Source organism: Paenibacillus sp. FSL M7-0802, assembly GCF_038004945.1.
GTDB lineage: Bacteria > Bacillota > Bacilli > Paenibacillales > Paenibacillaceae > Paenibacillus > Paenibacillus polymyxa_B.
The window spans coordinates 3,866,257-3,886,895 of sequence record NZ_JBBOSD010000001.1 but is presented as its reverse complement, the minus strand read 5'-3'; the positions used below and the strand labels follow the sequence as shown (position 1 = coordinate 3,886,895).

Below are 20,639 nucleotides of genomic sequence, written 5' to 3'. Positions count from 1 at the left end.
TGTCGATTTATATTACCCAATTTTTTGGGTTACGAATACAACCACACCCGCATTAATGATAAAAGCTGTTCGGTTTGAATCGGTTTTTTTACATAATCGGAAGCGCCTGCCTCAATACACTTGGAACGATCATCCTTCATGGCCTTGGCTGTCAGGGCAATAATAGGCAACTTCTCGAATTGTGGCATTAGCCGGATACGTCGCATCGCTTCATATCCATCCATTTCCGGCATCATCATATCCATCAGAACCAGATCAAAATCAGGTGTCTGTTCCAGCAGTTCCAGTGCTTCTCTTCCATTTTCCGCAAAGGTAACCTCCATACGATAGCTTTCCAGCACGCTGGACAGAGCAAATACATTGCGAATATCATCGTCTACCAACAATATTTTTTTATCTTCAAACAGTTCTTCCTTGTTGTATAGCTTCTGCAAAATTTTGCGTTTATCCTCAGGAAGATTCGCCTCTACACGATGCAAGAACAACGTTGTTTCGTCTAAAAGCCGTTCCGGCGATTTAACATCCTTAATAATAATAGACTCTGCATATTTGCGAAGTTGCGTTTCTTCTTTGCTATCCAGATCTTTGCCTGTATAAATAATGATCGGCAGATCAGTTAGCTGCTCGTTCTCTCGAATACGATCCAGCAGTTCAAAACCAGTCATGTCGCTCAGCATCAGATCCAGTACCATGCAGTCATACCGCTGGGTAGCTAGCTCATTCAGTGCTTCCTGACCTGTCGATACCGCAGTAATGGCAACATCATCATGATCGATCAGCTCAATAATGGATTTACGCTGATTATCATCATCTTCAACCACAAGGAGACGTTTGACCATTTGGTCCGTATACGATTTTATATGTGAAAATGCCTTATCCAGACTTTCCTTCGAGGAAGGCTTTTTGAGATAGGCAATCGCGCCCATCATTAAGCCCTGCTTCACATCATCTATGACCGAAATAACATGCACTGGAATATGACGTGTCGATGAATTTCCTTTCAGCTCGCCCAAAATGGACCAGCCATCCATCACAGGTAATTGAATATCTAGTATAATAGCGTCCGGCAAATAAGATTGAGCCATGTTGAGCCCATCGTCTCCTTGGAGAGCGATCAGTGCTTTAAAGCCCCGGCTACGGGCCATATCGTACAAAATATTAGCAAAATTAATATCATCCTCAATAATCAGCAGCACTTTATCCTGCGAGGTAATCTCGTTTCGGTCGTCCCCCGGATGTATAATGTCCTCCGCTTTGTTTTTCGAAGGCATCTGATATAATGGCAACCGTTTAGCAGGCATAATCATGGGAAGGTCCGTTTCTACCGAGGCTGCGACACTCTCAAAACCCGAATTCACATCCGCACCGTTAAATTCCTCTCTCGAATGAGACTCCATATCCTCAGCCGTTGGCGTTTGTTCCGGCAAATACAATGTAAAACAACTGCCCTGTCCCTGCTCGGATTCCACCGTAATAACGCCGCCCAACAATCTGGAAAGCTCGCGGCTGATCGACAGACCTAGTCCTGTCCCCCCATATTTCCGGCTGGTTGTACCGTCTACCTGCTGGAAGGCTTCGAAGATCAGATCCGTTTTATCGGAAGCAATCCCAATGCCCGTATCACGCACAGATAGAGCCAGATAGGATCTTCGTGGATTTAGCAGACCAGGAAGTTGCTCTCCGTTTGCCCGAGATACCATGAAACGAATAGAACCTTCCGTGGTGAACTTGAAGGCATTAGACAGCAAATTACGTAAAATTTGTTTGAGACGATAACCGTCACTGATAATGGCATCTGGCAAGTTCTCTTCGATTTCGGTATGCAGTTGAAGCTCACGTTTGGCTGCGACCGGAGCAAAATTCTGCTCCACAAACAGTTCCAGTTCCTTCAAATGGACCGCTTCATGGTTAATATCCATTTTTCCAGCGTCCACTTTGGATAAATCCAGAATTTCATCAATCATTTTCAACAAATCCGCGCCTGACATATAAATGGTTTGTGCATATTCCACTTGCTTTGGCTTGAGATTGCCTTCCTTGTTCTCAGACAAGAGCTGAGAAAGAATAAGCAAGCTATTTAGCGGAGTACGCAGCTCATGAGACATATTGGCCAAAAACTCGGATTTGTATTTGCTTGTAATTCCTAGCTGCATTGCCTGTTGCTCCAACTGAGCTCGTGCATGTTCGATCTCGTCGTTCTTTTCTTCCACTTCTCGAACTTGTTCTTCCAGCGCTCTAGTTTTGGCAATCAGTTCAGTATTAAAATGCTCCAATTCTTCCTGTTGACGCTGTAACAACTCCTCTGAACGCTTGAGCTCCTCTGTTTGCTCCTCCAAATTTTCGTTGGAGCGCTTGAGTTCCTCTTGCTGAGTTTGTAGCTCCTCGGACTGGCATTGCAATTCCTCAGTAAGTGCCTGGGATTCGCGCAGCAATTGCTCTACACGCATCCGTCCCTTGATATTGTTCAGAATGATCCCCAAGCTCTCTACTAATTGAGCAAACAGCTTCGTTTCCAGATCACTGAAGCGATCCAGTGACGCTATTTCTATAGCACCGATGCACTCATCCTCGAACAAAATAGGGAAAATCATAATTCCCACTGGCTTACTTTCTCCTAAGGCAGAGCCTATGGACAAATATCCGTCAGGAGCCTCTGTAATCAAGATCGGCTTACGATCCAGAACACATTGTCCGAGCAACCCTTCGCCCACATGGATAACGTCCCTAATCGAATTTTCGCCAGTCACCTTTGCATAGGAGCCGTATAACTTAAAACGGTTGTCTTCTACATCTTTTCCTTGCAAATAGATGGCTCCATAGCTGCCTCCCAAGATGGGCGTAAACTCACTAATGAACATCTGAGCAACCTGCTCCAGTGAATTTACACCACGGAACAGCTCAGTCACCCGAGCAGTATTGGCATTAAGCCAAGTTTGATCCTTCTGCGTTTGAAGGACGGAATGCTCGAATTTCCGCTTTTCTTCCAAGTCCCCGGCCATTTGTTGAAATACACGAGCGACCTCACCGATTTCATCTTTGGAGGCAACACTCATTCGGCTGATGGCCCTGTACTTTCCCTTGCCAAAACCATTAATCATGAGACTAACGATATTTAGACCTTTGGCAATGCTTGGGAGCACCCACAAAATAACCAGTAAGCCCATGATCAGACCGGCGGCCATCAGAATTGTGGTAATCTGTACAGATTCCTCATAGGCCTGATTGGCTTGCTTCATGTCGTTATCAATCTCCCGATCCTGAAAAACGGCAAGGGCATTAATGCTGTCCATTGCCTCCTCTTGAGCAGGCAAACCAGTACTATTGCGGAAAGCGTTAGCCTCATCAATGCGATCTTGTCCCAGCAAGGAAACTAACCTTTGTTCGTAACTTAGAAATTCATTCCAGGCGACGGCTACCCGATCAACCTGCTGCTGCTCTTCACTGGTGCCTGAATTTGTTTGCAGACTTGCCAGCACTTTCGTTCCAGTAGCGGAAATATCATCGAGCTCACGTTTGGCCTCGCCGACGGAGGAGCCCGGATTTAAAATCAGGTTGGCCATAACTTTGGCCATATCATTCACCTGACCACGAATAGCCGTTGTTTTCCGGACCTTCACATATCGGTCCTGGTAAACCTGATTCAGCTGCTCATTCAGGCTCCCCATACGGTCATAGCTGATTAGCGTCAGCACAAGGAGGATCGCCATAAGCGATCCAAAGCCGATCAGCAGTTTATTTCTGATTTTCATGCAAGCTCTCTCCCTCTTTCAATGAAATCCAGATCAGGCACTTATCATCATCGCGATCCTGTGGCGCCTCATTACGAAAAAATGCATCCAGCATCGCTTCTTCATTCCAATCCTCATACTTACGTAGACACTCAGTCAGATACTCCAACTGCTCTTCATATTCACCTTCCACCGCTTCCAGCAAGCCATCCGTATACAAAGCGATATGTCCAGTTCCTTCATAATGAATCGTGTGCATTTCTGCATCAATCTTATCAAACAAACCAACCGGGCTACATGCACGGTCAAATTTGGTAATGCTGCCATCCTGGTTGAACAGCAAACCGGGAGGATGTCCCGCATTTACATAGTCAATTCGCCGTGAACGGGTATCAATCACCATATAAATCGCCGTAAAATAATACTGTACCAGCTGCTTGCCCAGATCCAGTTGATTAAAACGACGATTCAGCTCTTGTATGACTTTCTCAGGCTCCACATATGTGGTCACCGTATCCTTAAGTACAGACGCAATGAACATGCAGAACAGCGAGGAAGAAATGCCATGCCCCATCATATCAAGCAAAATGATGGCATATCGCCCCTCTCCTAACGGATACCATGAATATAAATCCCCTGCCAGTTCAAAGGAAGGCTGATAGAGCGCATTCACTTGCAGCACCGGGTCCTGAATGGCAGGACTAAGCACCGCCTGCTGCACCATCGCGGCCAGCTTCAACTCATCCTGAATTCGCTGATCCCGATCCTTATGCCAGTCCTTCTCCTGTTTGAGTCGCAAAGCAGACCGGATTCGCGCCATTAGCTCTACCTTGTTGATCGGCTTCGTGACATAATCGACGGCTCCCACATCCAGAGCTTCGGCCAATTTTTTGGAATCGCCTACTGCCGTTACCATAATAATCGGGATATCTTTTAAATGCTCATATTCCTGCACAATACTGCAAGCTTCAATGCCGTCCATTTCAGGCATCATCATGTCCAGCAGCACCAAATCAATATCTGAAGGACGGGGTCGAAGACTAATGGTACGATCGCCGATTCCCAGATGCTCCAACATTTCTGCGGCCGAGCTAGCAGAGATCACATCCCGATAATTTTCTTTTTTCAGTATTTCACGAATAATAATGACATTCGTCGGGTTATCGTCAACAATTAGAATTCTCATTGGCCTCTCCTTATCTGTAACTCATGTATTATACTATACCTGCTTAAACGGCAACACCCTTGTTCATTAGAAGTAGTGTTTCCGTAAGAAGGCATTCCAAAAACATAGATAAGGAATGAGGCTGGAACCCCATTCCTTATCTATGTTTTTGGAGGACCCGCGAAACACTTGTGCTGCGGTCAACATCCTCTTTTTCGAATCTAATGCCACTCTGCTTTTATGGTGAACAGCAATATCACGCTTTTTTAGCAATGACCAGCACTTTACCCTGATCCAGTTCTTTTTCATAAAAGTCAGCTTCGGTATCTGTAAATCCCAAGGAAGTAATTTTAGCGCGAAGCTCATCGCCGCGGGAACGGAACAAGTTGGCTAATGAGTCGAAAACGCCCTCTTCCTTAATCCCGATTTCCTTGGCATCCACCGTATCAGCAATACGATCTGTCCGATCCTGATCATGAGCGAGCACGAACACATCCTCATAACGATAGCCCGTGTTACGCAACTCATTTACTGCTTCAACGGCTTGTACACCGTTATCTACCACTTTGGCATAAGATTTATGATTGGTCTGATTCATGTTTCTCACGCTCCTTTAAGGATTGACTTCTCTGACTATTACACTTCACACATCCATTTGAAACTTCCATGTTATGTCACGCCTCGGAAATATCAATTACCATTCCGTTTCATCAAAAAACTCGACATACTTAGGTTTATCAGACGTCTCATCCATAAACACTTTGATTGCACGTTGTCCGCGTACATAGACCTCTCCGTCTTCCGCCGTGAATTGCGAGCCACCCAGCGCCTGATCCAGCGTTTTCCGTTGCAGCGGCAGCCACTCATCATTTACCTTGATTCGACCGGCAGCAGGGTCTACATGCACATAAGAAACGACGTCATCACGCATACCAACTACAACATCTGGATATTGGTATTCTGTAGAAAGCAGCAGCATATCCTTTTTGACTCGTAGTGGCTTGCCCAGCTTTTTCAATACATCGGCACGTGTATCATCCAAAGATATGCCATTTAAGGTATGAAAATCTGCTGGTACAGCATGTGGAGCGGGTATCGTCTGCACAGTCCTAACCATATGCCCCGCTGTTTGCGGGGAAACGGTTTGCTGAACCGTATCCTGTCCGGAAAAGGGAGTGAGCAAACCAGCAGCTAGTAATAACGTCTTCATCATAAATCTCACCCTTTCAATGAATTTCCTGTAGTTTACGGTTCAGCCACTATGCTACTGACGCATTTTCTGCCACACCCCAGCAGCGATGTCTACATAACCCAACCAGTTTTTACCCGGCTTGGCCGCAGGCTCTTCATAAGTCGCATTGTAGCTCTGAACCGTCCGCTCCGTTGCGGTCAAAGGTCTACTCGGTGTCGTTGCCTTAATCGCATTATCCGTTCTGGAAGTATTACTCGCAGCGCTATGCGATTTCTGAAACCGTGTCATTAACGCTGTTGAAGCCTGCTTGGCAGCCAGCGTCACTTCGCTGAGTACCTCCCCCAAGTTTCTAACCGATTCCATCACTGGCTCCACTTGCTTCAATTTATGATCAACATCTGCGGTGATGTCATTCGCATGTCGAACCGTTTGTTTTACTTCATAACTCAGTTCATCTACCGTTTTTTGCACATCCTGTAAGGTTTGAGTCACCTTATCCAGTGAGCCTTGTGCTGCTTTCAACGTTTTAATGAGGAAAATAACGAGAACTGCAAATGCGATAGCAATAATAAAAATGCTGACCTGTGTTAACATGGCGTAACCTCTCTTTCGTCTTTCACGATGATGTTTATGATTACTGCATAGTTACCCTTTAGATTCAGACACGAAACAACGTCCAGGCTGGCTTCTTCTCCGCTCCAAACGTTATGATTCACGGACTCTCGCACCGTTTAAAACAACATATAACGATGGCACAGCCACGAGTAATCTATAGAAGTCACCGTCATCTGCAACCACGCTCTATCGGGGCGTGAGTATGCCACATTATATACAATTAAAGGAGGATACAGAACATGCTAAAATGGTCCGCTTTATTCTTAATTTTTGCTGTGATCGCCGGAATCTTAGGTTTTTTTGGTATCGTCGTGTCCATAGCTGCTACAATCGCTAAAATATTATTTGTGATATTTCTGGTGTTGTTCGTCATTTCACTCTTTACCGGAAGAAGACGGGTTTCATAGTTATCGGATGCTAGCTGTACAAAAGCAATATTCTAATGTTTATAAAAAAAGGATGTTCCCACCCTGGTCAACAGGGCTGTGGAACATCCTTTTTTGATGCAGCTTTTTTACGGTTAACGGCGCTTTTATTGAATCACGCTGCCCCCAAACAGGAAACGGTCCTGCCAAGGCTTGCTGAAATCCGTAACTTTTACACCGCCACCCGCTACAGAAAACGTATGGAGAAGCTTGTTGTCTCCCAAATATACAGCTACGTGTGTAATCGTTTGGGAGGAATTATCCAAGGACGTGTACGCCCCAGAAGATGCATTATAATTTGTAAAGAAGAGTAAATCGCCACGCTTCAGCGTAGTCATGTCCATATTCGGCTGACTGTTTTGCTTGATCCACTCACCCTGTGAACGGGAATCTGCCGGAAGCTGGATACCTACAGCCTGACGGAAAATTTGACGGGTAAATGCCGAGCAATCAAAAGTAGCCGTACTGTTACGATCCGAACCATATTCATATGGAGTTCCGAGATAAGTCATCCCCGTATTAATAACCTGCTCTATTGCAGCCGCTGCATCACCGGAAAACATGTTCGTAGTTGATGCAGGAGATGCTGTCACAGGTATTGCGGTAGTATCAGGAGTGGTTGTCACCGGAGCAGACACAGGCTGCTGCACAACAACGCCCTCGCCAATACGAATATACTGTGGAGACGAGCTGACGTAGCCCACTGTACCATCAGCATTGGTAACCTTGAACCAATAAGCATTACTTGGATCGGTAATCGTAACGACATCCCCTGCATTCAAATAGCCCAAAACCTCGGAAGAAGTGGATGCCTCCGCCCGCAAACGAACGGACGTTTGAATCGTGGCTTTCGTTTGACCGGCAGAACTATTCACTGAGGCCACAGCCTCTTTAGCTGAAACATTTTTAACTGACTCTGCGGCTTCCGGTTTACGGCTGGCAGATGAGGTGACAGCAGCAGCGACGCTGGTAGCGCCAACTTTTATGTACTTGTCGGAGCTGCTAGTGTATCCGGTTACTCCATCAGAAGTCTTGATCTTATACCAATAGCTGTTCGTTTTCTCCAATACCGTTACGGCCTCTCCCTGCTTCATAAAGCTGACTACATCCCCTGTAGTCGAAGGACCGGATCTAAGCTTTACAGCCGCCTGAATAACCGCCTTCTGTCCTGTGGATGCTGTTGATGCCGCTGCGTCAACCTGACCCGGCGCCACATGAATTGCTGCCAACAGCGCGGCTGACGTCATGAGCATTCCCATCACGCGTCTTCTCAATGTTGCACCTCCTGGCTGTTTTTACGAATTTGAAGAGCATATCCAATTCCGACGAATATAGCCGGACATGCCTTCATTATAGTAAAAGCAGCAGGAAGAGAGATATAATCCAAACGTCACAAAAGGAAGCGTATACGCCTTTTTCATATAGGTCTAAAGTCACTTTTAACACTAAATATTCAATAAATAATCTATAATTTGGGTTCTACATGGACATGGACATGCATCGTATTATGAACCTCTTGCAGACGTTCCTCAATCCGGTCGCTGATCCGATGCCCTTCAATCAGGCTGAGTTGCGGATTGACCTCAATGACCACATCCACCAGCGCATGATTGCCGTGTACACGTGCCTTAACGTCCCGAATCCCCTCTACTCCAGGTATACAGGCAATCGTACTCCGTAAGTCAGACAGCTCTTGCTCATCAAATCCATCGGTCAAGCTGTGCGTGGAATCCTTAAAAATATCCCACGCTGTTTTACAAATGATAAATCCTACCGCGATCGCAGCTACAGTATCCAGCCAGGGTAGGCCGAACTGTGCGCCGATAATGCCAACTGCTGCCCCAACACTGACAAGTGCATCCGATAGATTATCCTTGGCCGCTGCCAGCAAAGCCTTATTGTTAATTTGCCGTGCCAGTCTGTTATTGTAAAGGTACACTCCCAGCATAATCACTGCACAAATCACAGCTACACCCGCGGAGGTGATATCCGGTATTTGCTTTCCGCCCTTGAAAATGCTCCCGATCCCATCAATAAGCACCTGCAAACCGACGACAGCCATAATAAAGGACGCCAGCAGCGCCGCGATCGTTTCTGCCCGAAAATGTCCATAGGCATGGTCAGAGTCCGGTGGCTTTTGGGAAATTCTCAGTCCAACCAGTACAGCAACCGACACTACAATATCGGTGACATTATTGAAGCCATCCGCCCGCAACGCGCTAGAAGCAAATATATATCCGCTAATCAGCTTAAAGGCGGACAACAAGAGATAAGCAGCAATGCTCACCCACGCCCCACGCTCACCTTTTCGTATCTCTTCATAGACATTTACCACAACGTAGGACACTCCTTCAAATATATAGTTCCCAGCAGAACGATCTCACCGGGCCCAAAAATAAAAATAGCAGCGTTGCTGCCCTGAATAATATCAATTTTCTTTGGTTAACTGTTATTTTCAGGATAGCAGACGAACTTTGTGTGGGTCTAGAGAAACAGTCTTTCCGCTCTGCATCGCTGTAGTAACAACGAAAAAGTATTGCCAGGCCCCATTCCTGTAGGTTATACAAAACATTTTTTCCTTCACGCAAAAAACAGAGGTTTTCTCTTCCAACCCACCCCAGATGTGTGTTATCATTGTTGCCCTTGTCCCTTCTTTTAAAAACGTATAAAATGAGGACACAGCCGCGTTTTTATTCAATCCAGCATGATTGACATGAATTTGGCGGCAACAGGAGGAATTTATTCATGAGCGATGCTAATGAACCACGTAAAGTTAATCTCGCAGATGCCATTCGGGAAAAGCTGGCACAAAAAAAACAGCAGTCCGGCGCTTCACAGCAGGGCGGCTTTCAAGGCGGTTCCGCCAAAACACTGAAAAGCCAAAATACGAAGAAGCCGAACAACCAACGCCGTCGTACAGGCGGATCATAAGCCACCCCATAGTATATATATTGTACGCAAAATCGGACGAGGTCTATCTTACCTCACTCCGGAACCGAGTAAGCTATGGGCATGACACAAAAACGAAAAAGAGGAGTCCCCCCGCCATCTTAATGGCCTGAAGGAGCTCCTCTTTCGTTTATCTAATTGTTGAAGTTAGCCGGTTTGGATATTTAGCCGATTTCTACCGGATACATACGTTCACGCAATTTTGTGATTTCTTCATTTTCCAAGTATTCATCATAGCTCATCGTACGGTCGATTACGCCGTTTGGTGTAATTTCCACGATGCGGTTCGCGATCGTTTGAATAAACTGGTGGTCATGGGATGTGAACAATATAGTACCGTCAAAATCAATCAGACCATTGTTCAGCGCTGTAATGGATTCCAGATCCAAGTGATTGGTCGGTTCTTCCAGCAACAGCACATTGGCACCGTTCAGCATCATTTTCGCCAGCATACAGCGAACCTTTTCGCCCCCGGACAGCACACTTGCTTTTTTAAGCGCTTCTTCACCAGAGAAAAGCATACGTCCCAAGAAGCCACGCAGGAACGTTTCGTCCTGATCCTTGGAATATTGACGCAGCCACTCCACAAGATTCATATCCACACCTTCAAAATAGGTGGAATTATCTTTCGGGAAATAAGCCTGGCTAGTTGTAATCCCCCAAGAGAATTCTCCGCTATCCGCTTCGATCTCGTTCATCAACACCTGGAAGAGCGTCGATTTAGGCATGCCGTTCGGGCCAACAAACGCGATTTTATCGCCTTTGTTCACAACCAGACTGAACTCATTCAGCACTTGCTCGCCTTCAACAGTTTTACTGAGGCGGTCTACTGTCAGGAGTTGTTTGCCTGCTTCGCGTTCAGGCTTGAAGTTCAGGAAAGGATATTTACGGTTCGATGGACGGATGTCATCCAACGTAATTTTATCCAGTTGTTTTTTACGTGAAGTAGCCTGTTTGGACTTGGAAGCATTCGCGGAAAAGCGCTGAATAAAGGCTTGCAGTTCCTTGATCTTCTCTTCCTTCTTCTTGTTGGCATCACGAGTCAAGGCAAGCGCAAGCTGGCTAGACTCATACCAGAAGTCGTAGTTTCCGACGTACATCTGGATTTTGCCAAAATCAATATCCGCAATATGCGTACATACCTTGTTCAGGAAGTGACGATCATGGGATACAACGATGACGGTGCCTTCATAGTCCATCAAGAAATTTTCCAGCCATTGAATGGATTCGAGGTCCAAATGGTTGGTAGGCTCATCGAGCAGCAAATTGTTCGGACGACCAAACAACGCTTGAGCCAGGAGAACACGTACCTTGTCATTACCACTCAGCTCAGACATGTTCTTGTCATGCAGGTCGCGGGGAATACCAAGACCGATCAGCAAGGAAGCTGCATCTGGCTCGGCATCCCATCCGTTCAGCTCCGCAAATTCACCTTCAAGCTCACCGGCACGTAGACCGTCCGCTTCGGTAAATTCCGTTTTGGCATACAGCGCATCCTTTTCCTTCATGATTTCATACAGACGCGTGTGGCCCATAATAACGGTTTCCAGAACCGGGAATTCATCGTATTCATAATGGTTCTGCTTGAGGACTGCCATCCGTTCACCCGGTGTCATGTGAACCTCGCCAGAATTGGCTTCAATTTCACCGGAAAGAATTTTCAAAAAGGTGGATTTACCCGCGCCATTCGCCCCAATCAGGCCGTAGCAGTTCCCAGGAGTAAATTTGATATTTACGTCTTCAAAAAGTGGGCGTTTACCATAACGAAGCGTTACGCCGCTTGTACTGATCATATAAGCATACCATCCTTATCATTAGTAAAGTGCTAAACACAAAATTACCGACGGCAATAGTATAACACACAAAAGATCGGATTCGAACCGTAGTATAAGTATAACCGCCCCTGAATCTCATCCAATATCTTATAAATAAAATAAAAAATGCTTCTGTCTCCACCATTGTCGCCTGACAAACACATGGACCAGAACCATTTTCATGTTCTAAATTCGTTGAGATGCCGTTAGGACAGACGCGTTATTCAGTCGCGGCATTGATGTTCCATGCGCTTGTAATTGTCAGGAAACCCCGACACCTAACGGAATGAGGTACATGCCGACTTCATCATCCTGTTTGATTACGACCTCCACGTCATAGACCGTCTGGATCAGTTCAGATGTAACGACCTCTGTAGGTGGGCCGTTCGCTATAATACGCCCTTCCTTCATGGCAATCATCACATCGCTATACCGAATAGCCTGATTGATATCATGCAGCACCATCACGATTGTCAGTCCATGTTCCTGGTTTAACTGCCGAATGAGCTCTAAAATTTCAAGCTGGTAGTACATATCCAAATAGGTGGTCGGCTCATCCAAAAATAAAATTGGCGTCCGCTGTGCCAAGGCCATTGCAATCCATACACGCTGCCGTTCTCCTCCTGAGAGCTGATCCAATGTGCGAGTTCTACGTTCGTTCAGGTTAGTGCAGGCTATTGCCCACTCAATCGCCTCCTCATCCTCGTCACGCCTCGCTGTGAACATGTTCTTATGCGGCAACCTGCCGAAGCTTACGAGCTTTTCTACAGTCAAGTCGGAAGGTGCCTCGTTCTGCTGATGGACTACCGCCAGTTGACGGGCCAGCTCCTTGGGCTTGTAGTGGGCTATCTCCTTGCCGTCCAGAATCACCTGGCCCAAGCGGGGAACAGCATTGTTGGACATCACGCTGAGCAGCGTTGATTTGCCGCATCCGTTGGGACCGATAATGGTAGTGATCCGTCCCGACTCAATAACAGCATTAATAGCATGCAGACGATCTGTTTTCCGATCATAAGAGAAGGTTATATCCTTAATGTCCATAGGTGCGATCCGCCTTTCTGATCAGGAATATCAGGAACGGCCCGCCAATGACGGCCATAATAATAGAAGCCGGGATTTCATTGGGAGCAAGCACTGTCCGCCCCAGTGTATCCGCGAGCAGCAGCAGCAAGCCGCCGCATAAGGCGGAAAATGGAATCAACCACTTATGATCCGAGCCAACTAGGTAGCGGGCACAATGCGGAACGAGCAGACCGATAAAGGCAATCACTCCCGCGATGGCTGTAGCCGTTGCTGCAAGCAGCACTGCAATCACAGAAATCAAAAGTCGTGCACGCGTTACATTGAATCCCAGATTTTTAGCTGTTTTATCTTGAAGGGACAAGAAATTGCACCAAGAGAACACGAGCATGGCTAAAATTAGTCCAATCCCGCCATAGGTCACAATAACCTCGACATCTACCCATTTTTTCATAGACAAGGTTGAAGTGGTAACCTGATTAATGCTAGTGACTGCATAACTGCCTCGATAGTTAAACGACTGACCTAGGCCGGAAAAAATGGCGTTCACAGCCACCCCGATCAGAATGAGACGAATCGGATGCAAGCCAGATTTCCATGAAAAACCATAAACCATTAGACAGGCTAACGCACCGCCAATAAATGAAAAGAACGGCATCCAGAAATAAAGCGCAGGAAAGACCGTCACCGCAATCAGCGAGATCAATGCCGCTCCCGAAGAAATGCCGATAACCCCTGCATCCGCCAGTGGGTTTTTCATGACGGCTTGCAGCAAAACACCCGCTACTGCAAGTGCTGCACCTGCCATCACGGACACGAAAATTCTCGGTAGTCTCAGGTCCTTGACCACATTCACCTGATCATCTGTACCTGTCCACAATCCGGTCATCAACTGACTCAAATCCACCTTGAGACTGCCTGTCATCGCTGAATACAGCATGACGCCGACGAGCAAGACAATTACAACAATAAGGCTCCATACTTTTTTGGACATGTCATCAGCTTCCTTTAATTCGAAGGATACAGCATTTTCATCAGCTCATCCAGCGCCGAGTTTGCCGCTAAATTCCCTGTTGTGCCAAACAACGGTTCAGGCAGATCATAGACATGCCCATTTTTCACAGCGTTGAAATGCTTCCAGATATCGTTAGTTTTGAACTCTTCATCGAACATTTTCACTACTTCATCCGGCATCCCGTGTGCAGCGCGCAAAATGATATCGGGGTTGGATTGCTGCAAGGCTTCGGTATTGTGGGCAATGAACTCCACCTTCTCGCCCTGAACCACATTGGTTCCGCCTGCAATTTTAACCAGATCCCCAATATAGGAATGCTCGGTAGCCACCAGATAGCTTCCTGGTACTCCCAGCAAAATCAATACTTTAGGGGATTTCTTCCCTTTGATCTTTTGTTGAATCTGGGCAACTTTCGCATCCAAAGCTCCATTAATCTCTTTGGCCTTATCGGCTTTGCCAAACGTGTCTCCCAGCTTTTGAATTTCTTTTTGCATATTCGCGAGACTTTCAAAATTTAAAAATTCGGCATTGATTTTCAAATCTTTAAATTTAGGCTCCAGATCATATTTCAGTGTCGTCACCGACAGTACGTCCGTCGGCTTCAATGACATCACTTTTTCCATATCAGGACTCATCGGATTACCCACATCAGGCACATCCTTGTAACGGTCAGGCAGCACTTTCGTGCTTGTCGGCTTGCCTGCCAAATCCAGGCCCAGTGCATCCGTGATTTCCGCAATGGCTACCGTAGTCGCCACAATACGAGGAGCTTGAGCTTTACCGTCAGACGACTTTCCGGTTGCATTAGATGTTGCCGCTGATTTCGAACCATCGCTCTGGTTCTGCCCGGCCTGTGCCCCTCCCGAACATCCAGCCAGCAACAAGATCACGATGCCGATTAACATATACAAACAAAACGATCTTCCTTGAGCCAATGCTATATACCGTTTCATGAAAATCCAGTCACCTCAATTCAAAATATAGAACAACATTAGGAACCCCAACTTTTCGGGTATCCGGATTTTGCAAAATTCGATTCCAGTCGCTCCAAAGTGCAATATATAGACGAATTAGACCATTTCGATCTACATATTGTTCATTAGAAGTCGCTTATTGGATTTTTGCAAATTCCTCGGGTATGTAAATGCTGACAAGTCTTGATGCCGGGGCACCAAGACTTGCTCGCATACAAACTTTGCTGTTATTCAGACTACATTGATTATCACAACCTGAGGCTACTTCGCTTTTAGGCTTTCTTCATCAAATTGGAACTGAACTGTATACCAGTGATCATACGGCACTCCGCCAAGAACCAAACCAGGCACAATGACGTGTGTGTAAGCACCAATTTTCTGAGACAAGTCCCCTACCTCGAATTGAACGACACGTGTATCGTCGGATGTCGAGATTACTTCCACATCTTTCAGGGTACCGTTTTGCTCTACTTGGAGAGCTGGCATCCAGGAACTATTTTTCAAAGTAATTTGAATATAGCGCTTGTCTCCCTTTTCAATCAGTGTAGCTGGCTTGTCGAGATAACCGTCCATAACGGAAGCTTCACTCGTTTTGTCTTTAAATACGTTGTAATTAATCGTGTATTGCTTCTCAGGAGCCATTTGAACCGGTTGCTCAACTACTGGTTTTGTTTCAGCCACAGGTGTGGTCGTTTCTGCTGCCTTGTCCGTAGAGGCCGCTGTCGGTTCAGTAGCGGTTGCGGTTGCAGTTGTAGCTGCATTGACTCCCTCACCTTTAAGCGATGCACGGTCAAATTGAATCTGTCCGCCGAATTTCTCATTTAGAATGTATTTCTCAGGCAGATATACCTGTGTGTACACACTCAACTTTTTATCCAGATCAGGCACTTCGAACGCAATAGTGTGCGTATCACCTTTGGTGTCCGAACCCATAATCGTCGGATTGGCATAACGGCCTTCAAAATCCGTTTGGAATAGCTTCAAAGCCTGGTTGTCCGTAACGGTTACATGGGCCTGAACCTTACCATTTTTCACAATCAATTTCGCTAGATTTTGTACAAAAGGAGCCGCTAGAGAATCCTTGTCCGTTCCGTTCGCAAGCACACGGAAGTTCGCACTGTACTCTCCATCCGCTAAGTTGTTTTTCCCTTGCTCTACTTCGTCTGCTTTAGTTTCGTTGTAGTAAGAAACATCACTGGTGTTAAATTTAAATTCAAAATCGTATACCTTCTCTACCCGATCCTCAGTCTTAAAGACCATCGGAGTGGAACTTGCCACTTTAGGGGCTTCATAGACAACCAGTTGGCCTTTTACATTGTTTTTAAAGTCATTCACGCTAAAACGAACGTGCTTCGTATTGCTTGCTGCATCTTCCTGTGTCACTTCTGCGTCTCGGTAGTCCCCGCTTGCGTTGTCCCAAATGCGCAGCGCCTTCACTTCATTACTGTTTTGCAGCTTCAGACCTACAAACCGTTTGTCGCCTTCCACGACCAATTGCGCCGATTCGTCAGTGATGAAGCGTTGAGCCGGAGAATCCACTCCTGTGGAAAAATCAGACAAAACGATACTGAATTTCAAAGCATATTTACCATTGGCAAGCTTGTCGAAATCCAATTTAACAATGGGATCAGCTGCACCCGAAGAGGAAGGCTCGACAAAGCTGCGAATGGTAGCAGGCTCGAATTGAAATTGCACATCATATACGTGGTCATAAGGGATGCCACCCAAATCCAATCCAGGTACGATGACATGCGTATTCACTGTCACTTTATCCGACAGATTGGGTACTTCGAATTGTACTGTTCTTGTATCTGCGGAGCTCGATTGATCGACAACCTGAGCCTCTGCACCATTTACTTTGAACGTTTTAATCCAACTGCTCTTGTCCATTTTGATCTGAATCACATTTTTACCGGACTGTCTTAACAGCGTGGCTGGTTTCTGCATATAGCCATCCATCACAGATATTTCATTGCTTCCATTTTTGAGTACGGAGAAATCAATGCTGTATCTGCCGTTTTCAGTCACGGGAGTTGTGCCGCCGTCTGTTCCTTTTACCGCAATGCTGCTGCGGTCAAATTGAAGACGAAGCTTATGATCCATCTCATAAACCCCACCTGGATAGGTCGTGCTCACATGTACCTGTGCATTCATAATAGCGTCCAAATCGGCCACTTTGAATTTCACAACACGTGTGTCCGCTTTCTTGTCCACGCTTACGATATCTGCATCTGTTAACGTTCCGTTTTGTTCTGTTTTGAACTCCGTCACTGTGGCGCTGTCTTTGATCGTGAAGGAAGCTTCATACTTGCCTTTTGATACCGTCAGTGTTGCCGGAGATAATAAATATTGCGCCATTGCCGATTTTTGATCTTTTGTTGCGTGCAATGCATTGAACTGGATCGAATACGTTCCATCAGCTAAAACTTTTCCAGGCGTACCTGGCGTCCCAGGATCAACCGGGGATGTTGCATTAGTGATGCTACTCTTATCAAATTGCAGACGAAGTTTATGATCCATCTCATAAACCCCACCTGGATAGGTCGTGCTCACATGTACTTGTGCATTCAAAATAGCGTCCAAATCCGCTACTTTGAATTTCACAACACGTGTATTAGCATTCTTGTCCTCACTTACAATATCCGCATCCGTTAACGTTCCGTTTTGTTCTGTTTTGAACTCCGTTACTGTGGTGCTGTCTTTAATGGTGAAGGAAACTTCTTTTTGCCCTTTCGATACCGTCAAAGTCGCTGGAGACAACAGATATTGTGCCATGGCTGACGCTTGATCTTTTGTGGCATGCAGTGCGTTAAAGTTAATCGAGTACGTTCCATCCGCCAAATCTGATGGTGCGGGTACAGAAGCCAGCTGAAGATCTACATTATAAGTATGCACGTAGCCCAGCTCAGGCCAGTTGATGCTTACCCATGCGCTTAACTTAGCAGGTATTTCTTTAACCTCGAATTCAATAACTCGTGTATTCGCAGTTTTGTCTTCACTTACTGTAGCAACATTAGTTAATAGTCCATTTTGTTCTACCTTAAAGCCATCAATTTGCTTACTGTTTTTCAATGTAAAACGTACATACTTCTTGCCATTACGTTCAATCAAAGCGCCTGGTTTCTCTGTATAACCATCCATCATTGACTTTTCACTTGAACCGTCTTTTAACAGCGTGAAGTCCAGATTTGACGTTACTGGAGATGAACCGTTGTCCGTTCCCGAGATACTGTTTTTATCGAACTGAAGACGAAGTTTATGATCCATTTCATAAACCCCACCTGGATAGGTCGTGCTCACATGTACTTGTGCATTTAAAATCGCGTCCAAATCCGCTACTTTGAATTTCACAACACGCGTATTGGCTGTCTTGTCCTCACTTACAATATCCGCATCTGTTAACGTTCCGTTTTGTTCTGTTTTGAACTCCGTTACTGTGGTGCTGTCTTTAATGGTAAAGGAAACTTCTTTTTGCCCCTTCGATACCGTCAAAGTCGCTGGAGACAACAGATATTGTGCCATGGCTGACGATTGATCTTTTGTGGCATGCAGCGCGTTAAAGTTAATCGAGTACGTTCCATCCGCCAAATCTGATGGTACGGGTACAGAGGCCAGCTGAAGATCTACATTATAAGTATTCACGTAACCCAGCTCAGGCCAGTTGATGCTCACCCATGCGTTGAGCTTGGCAGGCAGATCTTTTACTTCAAACTCGATCATTCGTGTATTCGCAGTTTGATCTTCACTTACAACAGAGGTGTCGGTTAACACTCCATTTTGCTCTACCTTGAAACCATCAATCTGCTTACTGTTCTTTAATGTAAATTGGACATATCGTTTACCACCACGCTCAATTAGAGAGCCTGGTTTCTCCGTATACCCATCCATCATTGACTTTTCATTGCTTTCATCTTTCAAAAGGGTAAAGTCCAAATCAGCGAGTTTCTCTCCTGTATTAGGAGGCGTTACCGGTGGTGTTACAGGTGGAACCGTTGGATTCTCCGTTGAGTTTTTAAGTCTCAAACTGGAAGGATCAAACTCAATCCATTCCTTCACTGAACGGTCTGGATCGGTATCTACATACCATGGAGAACTGCTATTAAATCCAAACTCCGTATTTACATTTTGATGAAAATCATAAACATCGAAGCTTACAGTCCCGGAAGTTTTCCCAGAATCCACCTCTATTTTTGCGGGAACTGTTTCCCCGTTTTGTTCAACTAAAAATTTCGAAAGACCTTGAGATTCCACAAACTTAAATGAAAAATGGTATTTTCCATCCTTAATGATCAAATCTCCAGGATAGGTATAGTTTGTTTTGAAGCTTGAATCCCTAGTGCTACCGCTGACTGTCTTTCTTAAAGGTTTGTAATCAATCAGGTATTCTCCATCTGCATAGGTCGCATCAGTAGTGGTCACAGCATTGGTAGGCTCAGCATATGTGCTGGGCACTTCTACCGGAATCTCATAAGTAGCATAAGTAGCACTAGTGACTGTAGTGCTTAAATCGGGCAAATTCGACGAAGTGGACTCATCCTCAGGTGTTGCTCCTACGTACGGTGAAAATAAAGAAAACAACATTAAAACAGCAGCAAATGTCGTTATAAATTTGTTAAATCGGCTTTTCAAGGTGATGTATCCCCCTACTTAAAATATACTCATTTGGAGCTTTGAAACTAAGCTCCAAATGAGTATTCAATTCAAAATTATATTTTCAAAAAGAAGTCTTAGATATCGCTGTCGTCGAATTGGAATTGAACCACATAGTCGTGATCGTACGGAATACCACCAGTGTATTCTGCAGGCACACTTACATGCAGTTTAACGTTCAATTTTTGAGACGGGCTAGTTACAGGGAATTCGACTATTCTTGTATCCCCTGATGTGCTTACTACAGTCGCATTCACATACTGACCGCTTTGTTGAGTTTTGAATTCAGTAACCCAAGCACTTTTGGTAATAGCTACTCTCACTTTATATTGACCATTCGTAACAATCAGTGTGGCTGGTTTTTTCACATAACCATTTGTATCCATGTAGGATGGCTGAGTGGTTCCATCTTTATAAACGGTATAAGGCAATTGATACGTTCCATTAGGCAAAGCCGCATTCGCTTTATTGGCAGAAAATGGAGCTAGTACCACAAAAACAAGCGCTGCCATCAGTACAGTAAGCATTACTTTTTTCAAAGACAATTTTTCCATACGATTCATAATCATGTTCATGTTTTTAATCTCCTTTTACGTTTTATTTTGGATTAGATTTCGTCGAACTGCAGTTGTACATCGTACTTGCCTGTGTAGCCGATTACTGGAATTGTGATCTCAGCGTAAGCATTCACTTTTGCATTCAGATCAGCAACTTCGAATTCCACTACACGAGTGTTGCTAGCAGTATCTGTGCTTACTACAGTCGCATCTTGCAGTACGCCATTTTGCTCTACTTTGAACGTTGTAATCAGATTGCTGCTTTTCACAGTCAGACGAACGACATTTTTGCCATTAGCTACCGTAACCTGAGCAGGCTTCGTCAGGTAGCTATCCAATCGAGAAGTTTCATTGGTTTGATCCTTCAAAACAGTATAGTCTACGTTATACGTGCCGTCGGCTGCTGCCGCTTTAGCTGAGAATGGAGCAACGAGTGCAAAAACAAGCGCTGTCATGATCAATGCTACAAATACCTTCTTAAAAGAAAATTGCTCAAAGCGATTCATTACCATATTCATATCTACACACACTCCTC

16 protein-coding genes are annotated in these 20,639 nt (G+C 45.3%); 2 read left to right on the top strand and 14 right to left on the bottom strand.

What is annotated here, in order from left to right; all coding sequences use genetic code 11:
- Nucleotides 1-29: 29 nt before the first annotated feature.
- From MHB54_RS17775 to MHB54_RS17755, 5 genes are all read right to left on the bottom strand, one after another.
- Complete coding sequence (locus MHB54_RS17775; RefSeq protein ID WP_264454539.1) at nucleotides 30-3,749, bottom strand: response regulator; 3,720 nt, start codon at nucleotides 3,747-3,749, stop codon at nucleotides 30-32.
- Nucleotides 3,733-4,914 (bottom strand): PP2C family protein-serine/threonine phosphatase, encoded by a 1,182-nt coding sequence (locus tag MHB54_RS17770; protein ID WP_023990276.1) that lies wholly within the window; start codon nucleotides 4,912-4,914, stop codon nucleotides 3,733-3,735. Before MHB54_RS17770 ends, MHB54_RS17775 begins: the two co-directional genes overlap by 17 nt.
- Nucleotides 4,915-5,149: 235 nt before the next feature.
- Nucleotides 5,150-5,491 carry a general stress protein gene (locus MHB54_RS17765; RefSeq protein WP_023990277.1) on the bottom strand — a complete coding sequence of 114 codons (342 nt, stop codon included), beginning with the start codon at nucleotides 5,489-5,491 and terminating at the stop codon, nucleotides 5,150-5,152.
- A gap of 96 nt (nucleotides 5,492-5,587) precedes the next feature.
- The gene (locus tag MHB54_RS17760; RefSeq protein ID WP_053326087.1) at nucleotides 5,588-6,106 is read right to left on the bottom strand and encodes a hypothetical protein; all 519 of its coding nucleotides are present in this window, start codon (nucleotides 6,104-6,106) and stop codon (nucleotides 5,588-5,590) included.
- A 51-nt stretch (nucleotides 6,107-6,157) separates the two neighbouring features.
- On the bottom strand, nucleotides 6,158-6,679 hold the full coding sequence (locus MHB54_RS17755) for a DUF948 domain-containing protein (RefSeq protein ID WP_339200896.1): 522 nt from the start codon (nucleotides 6,677-6,679) through the stop codon (nucleotides 6,158-6,160).
- A gap of 260 nt (nucleotides 6,680-6,939) precedes the next feature.
- Here MHB54_RS17755 and MHB54_RS17750 point away from each other — a divergent pair, with 260 nt between their 5' ends.
- The gene (locus MHB54_RS17750; protein WP_023990280.1) at nucleotides 6,940-7,107 is read left to right on the top strand and encodes a DUF1328 domain-containing protein; all 168 of its coding nucleotides are present in this window, start codon (nucleotides 6,940-6,942) and stop codon (nucleotides 7,105-7,107) included.
- 125 nt (nucleotides 7,108-7,232) lie between these two features.
- Here MHB54_RS17750 and MHB54_RS17745 read toward each other — a convergent pair whose 3' ends face one another.
- Nucleotides 7,233-8,399, bottom strand: a complete 1,167-nt coding sequence (locus MHB54_RS17745) for a C40 family peptidase (RefSeq protein WP_023990281.1) — start codon at nucleotides 8,397-8,399, stop codon at nucleotides 7,233-7,235.
- Between the two features lie 191 nt (nucleotides 8,400-8,590).
- Entirely contained in the window at nucleotides 8,591-9,460 is an 870-nt protein-coding gene (locus MHB54_RS17740) for a cation diffusion facilitator family transporter (RefSeq protein WP_028541844.1), read from the bottom strand.
- Between the two features lie 410 nt (nucleotides 9,461-9,870).
- Here MHB54_RS17740 and MHB54_RS17735 point away from each other — a divergent pair, with 410 nt between their 5' ends.
- Nucleotides 9,871-10,056 carry a hypothetical protein gene (locus MHB54_RS17735; protein ID WP_013311941.1) on the top strand — a complete coding sequence of 62 codons (186 nt, stop codon included), beginning with the start codon at nucleotides 9,871-9,873 and terminating at the stop codon, nucleotides 10,054-10,056.
- 182 nt (nucleotides 10,057-10,238) lie between these two features.
- On the opposite strand, the gene MHB54_RS17730 is transcribed toward MHB54_RS17735, so the two are convergent.
- The 7 genes from MHB54_RS17730 to MHB54_RS17700 all read right to left on the bottom strand — a co-directional run bounded on the left by MHB54_RS17730 (nucleotide 10,239) and on the right by MHB54_RS17700 (nucleotide 20,622).
- Nucleotides 10,239-11,867: an ABC-F family ATP-binding cassette domain-containing protein gene (locus MHB54_RS17730; RefSeq protein ID WP_023990284.1), complete on the bottom strand. Its 1,629-nt coding sequence runs from the start codon at nucleotides 11,865-11,867 to the stop codon at nucleotides 10,239-10,241.
- 282 nt (nucleotides 11,868-12,149) lie between these two features.
- On the bottom strand, nucleotides 12,150-12,929 hold the full coding sequence (locus MHB54_RS17725; protein WP_023990285.1) for an ABC transporter ATP-binding protein: 780 nt from the start codon (nucleotides 12,927-12,929) through the stop codon (nucleotides 12,150-12,152).
- The gene (locus MHB54_RS17720; protein WP_028541843.1) at nucleotides 12,919-13,902 is read right to left on the bottom strand and encodes a FecCD family ABC transporter permease; all 984 of its coding nucleotides are present in this window, start codon (nucleotides 13,900-13,902) and stop codon (nucleotides 12,919-12,921) included. Before MHB54_RS17720 ends, MHB54_RS17725 begins: the two co-directional genes overlap by 11 nt.
- Before the next feature lie 14 nt (nucleotides 13,903-13,916).
- Nucleotides 13,917-14,876 carry a heme ABC transporter substrate-binding protein IsdE gene (gene isdE / locus MHB54_RS17715; protein WP_053326090.1) on the bottom strand — a complete coding sequence of 320 codons (960 nt, stop codon included), beginning with the start codon at nucleotides 14,874-14,876 and terminating at the stop codon, nucleotides 13,917-13,919.
- A 282-nt stretch (nucleotides 14,877-15,158) separates the two neighbouring features.
- Nucleotides 15,159-19,526, bottom strand: coding sequence for an NEAT domain-containing protein (locus MHB54_RS17710; protein ID WP_340981755.1), 4,368 nt, complete (start codon nucleotides 19,524-19,526; stop codon nucleotides 15,159-15,161).
- A 98-nt stretch (nucleotides 19,527-19,624) separates the two neighbouring features.
- Nucleotides 19,625-20,122, bottom strand: a complete 498-nt coding sequence (locus tag MHB54_RS17705; protein WP_053326092.1) for an NEAT domain-containing protein — start codon at nucleotides 20,120-20,122, stop codon at nucleotides 19,625-19,627.
- Between the two features lie 32 nt (nucleotides 20,123-20,154).
- Complete coding sequence (locus MHB54_RS17700) at nucleotides 20,155-20,622, bottom strand: NEAT domain-containing protein (protein WP_029519187.1); 468 nt, start codon at nucleotides 20,620-20,622, stop codon at nucleotides 20,155-20,157.
- Nucleotides 20,623-20,639: the final 17 nt, after the last annotated feature.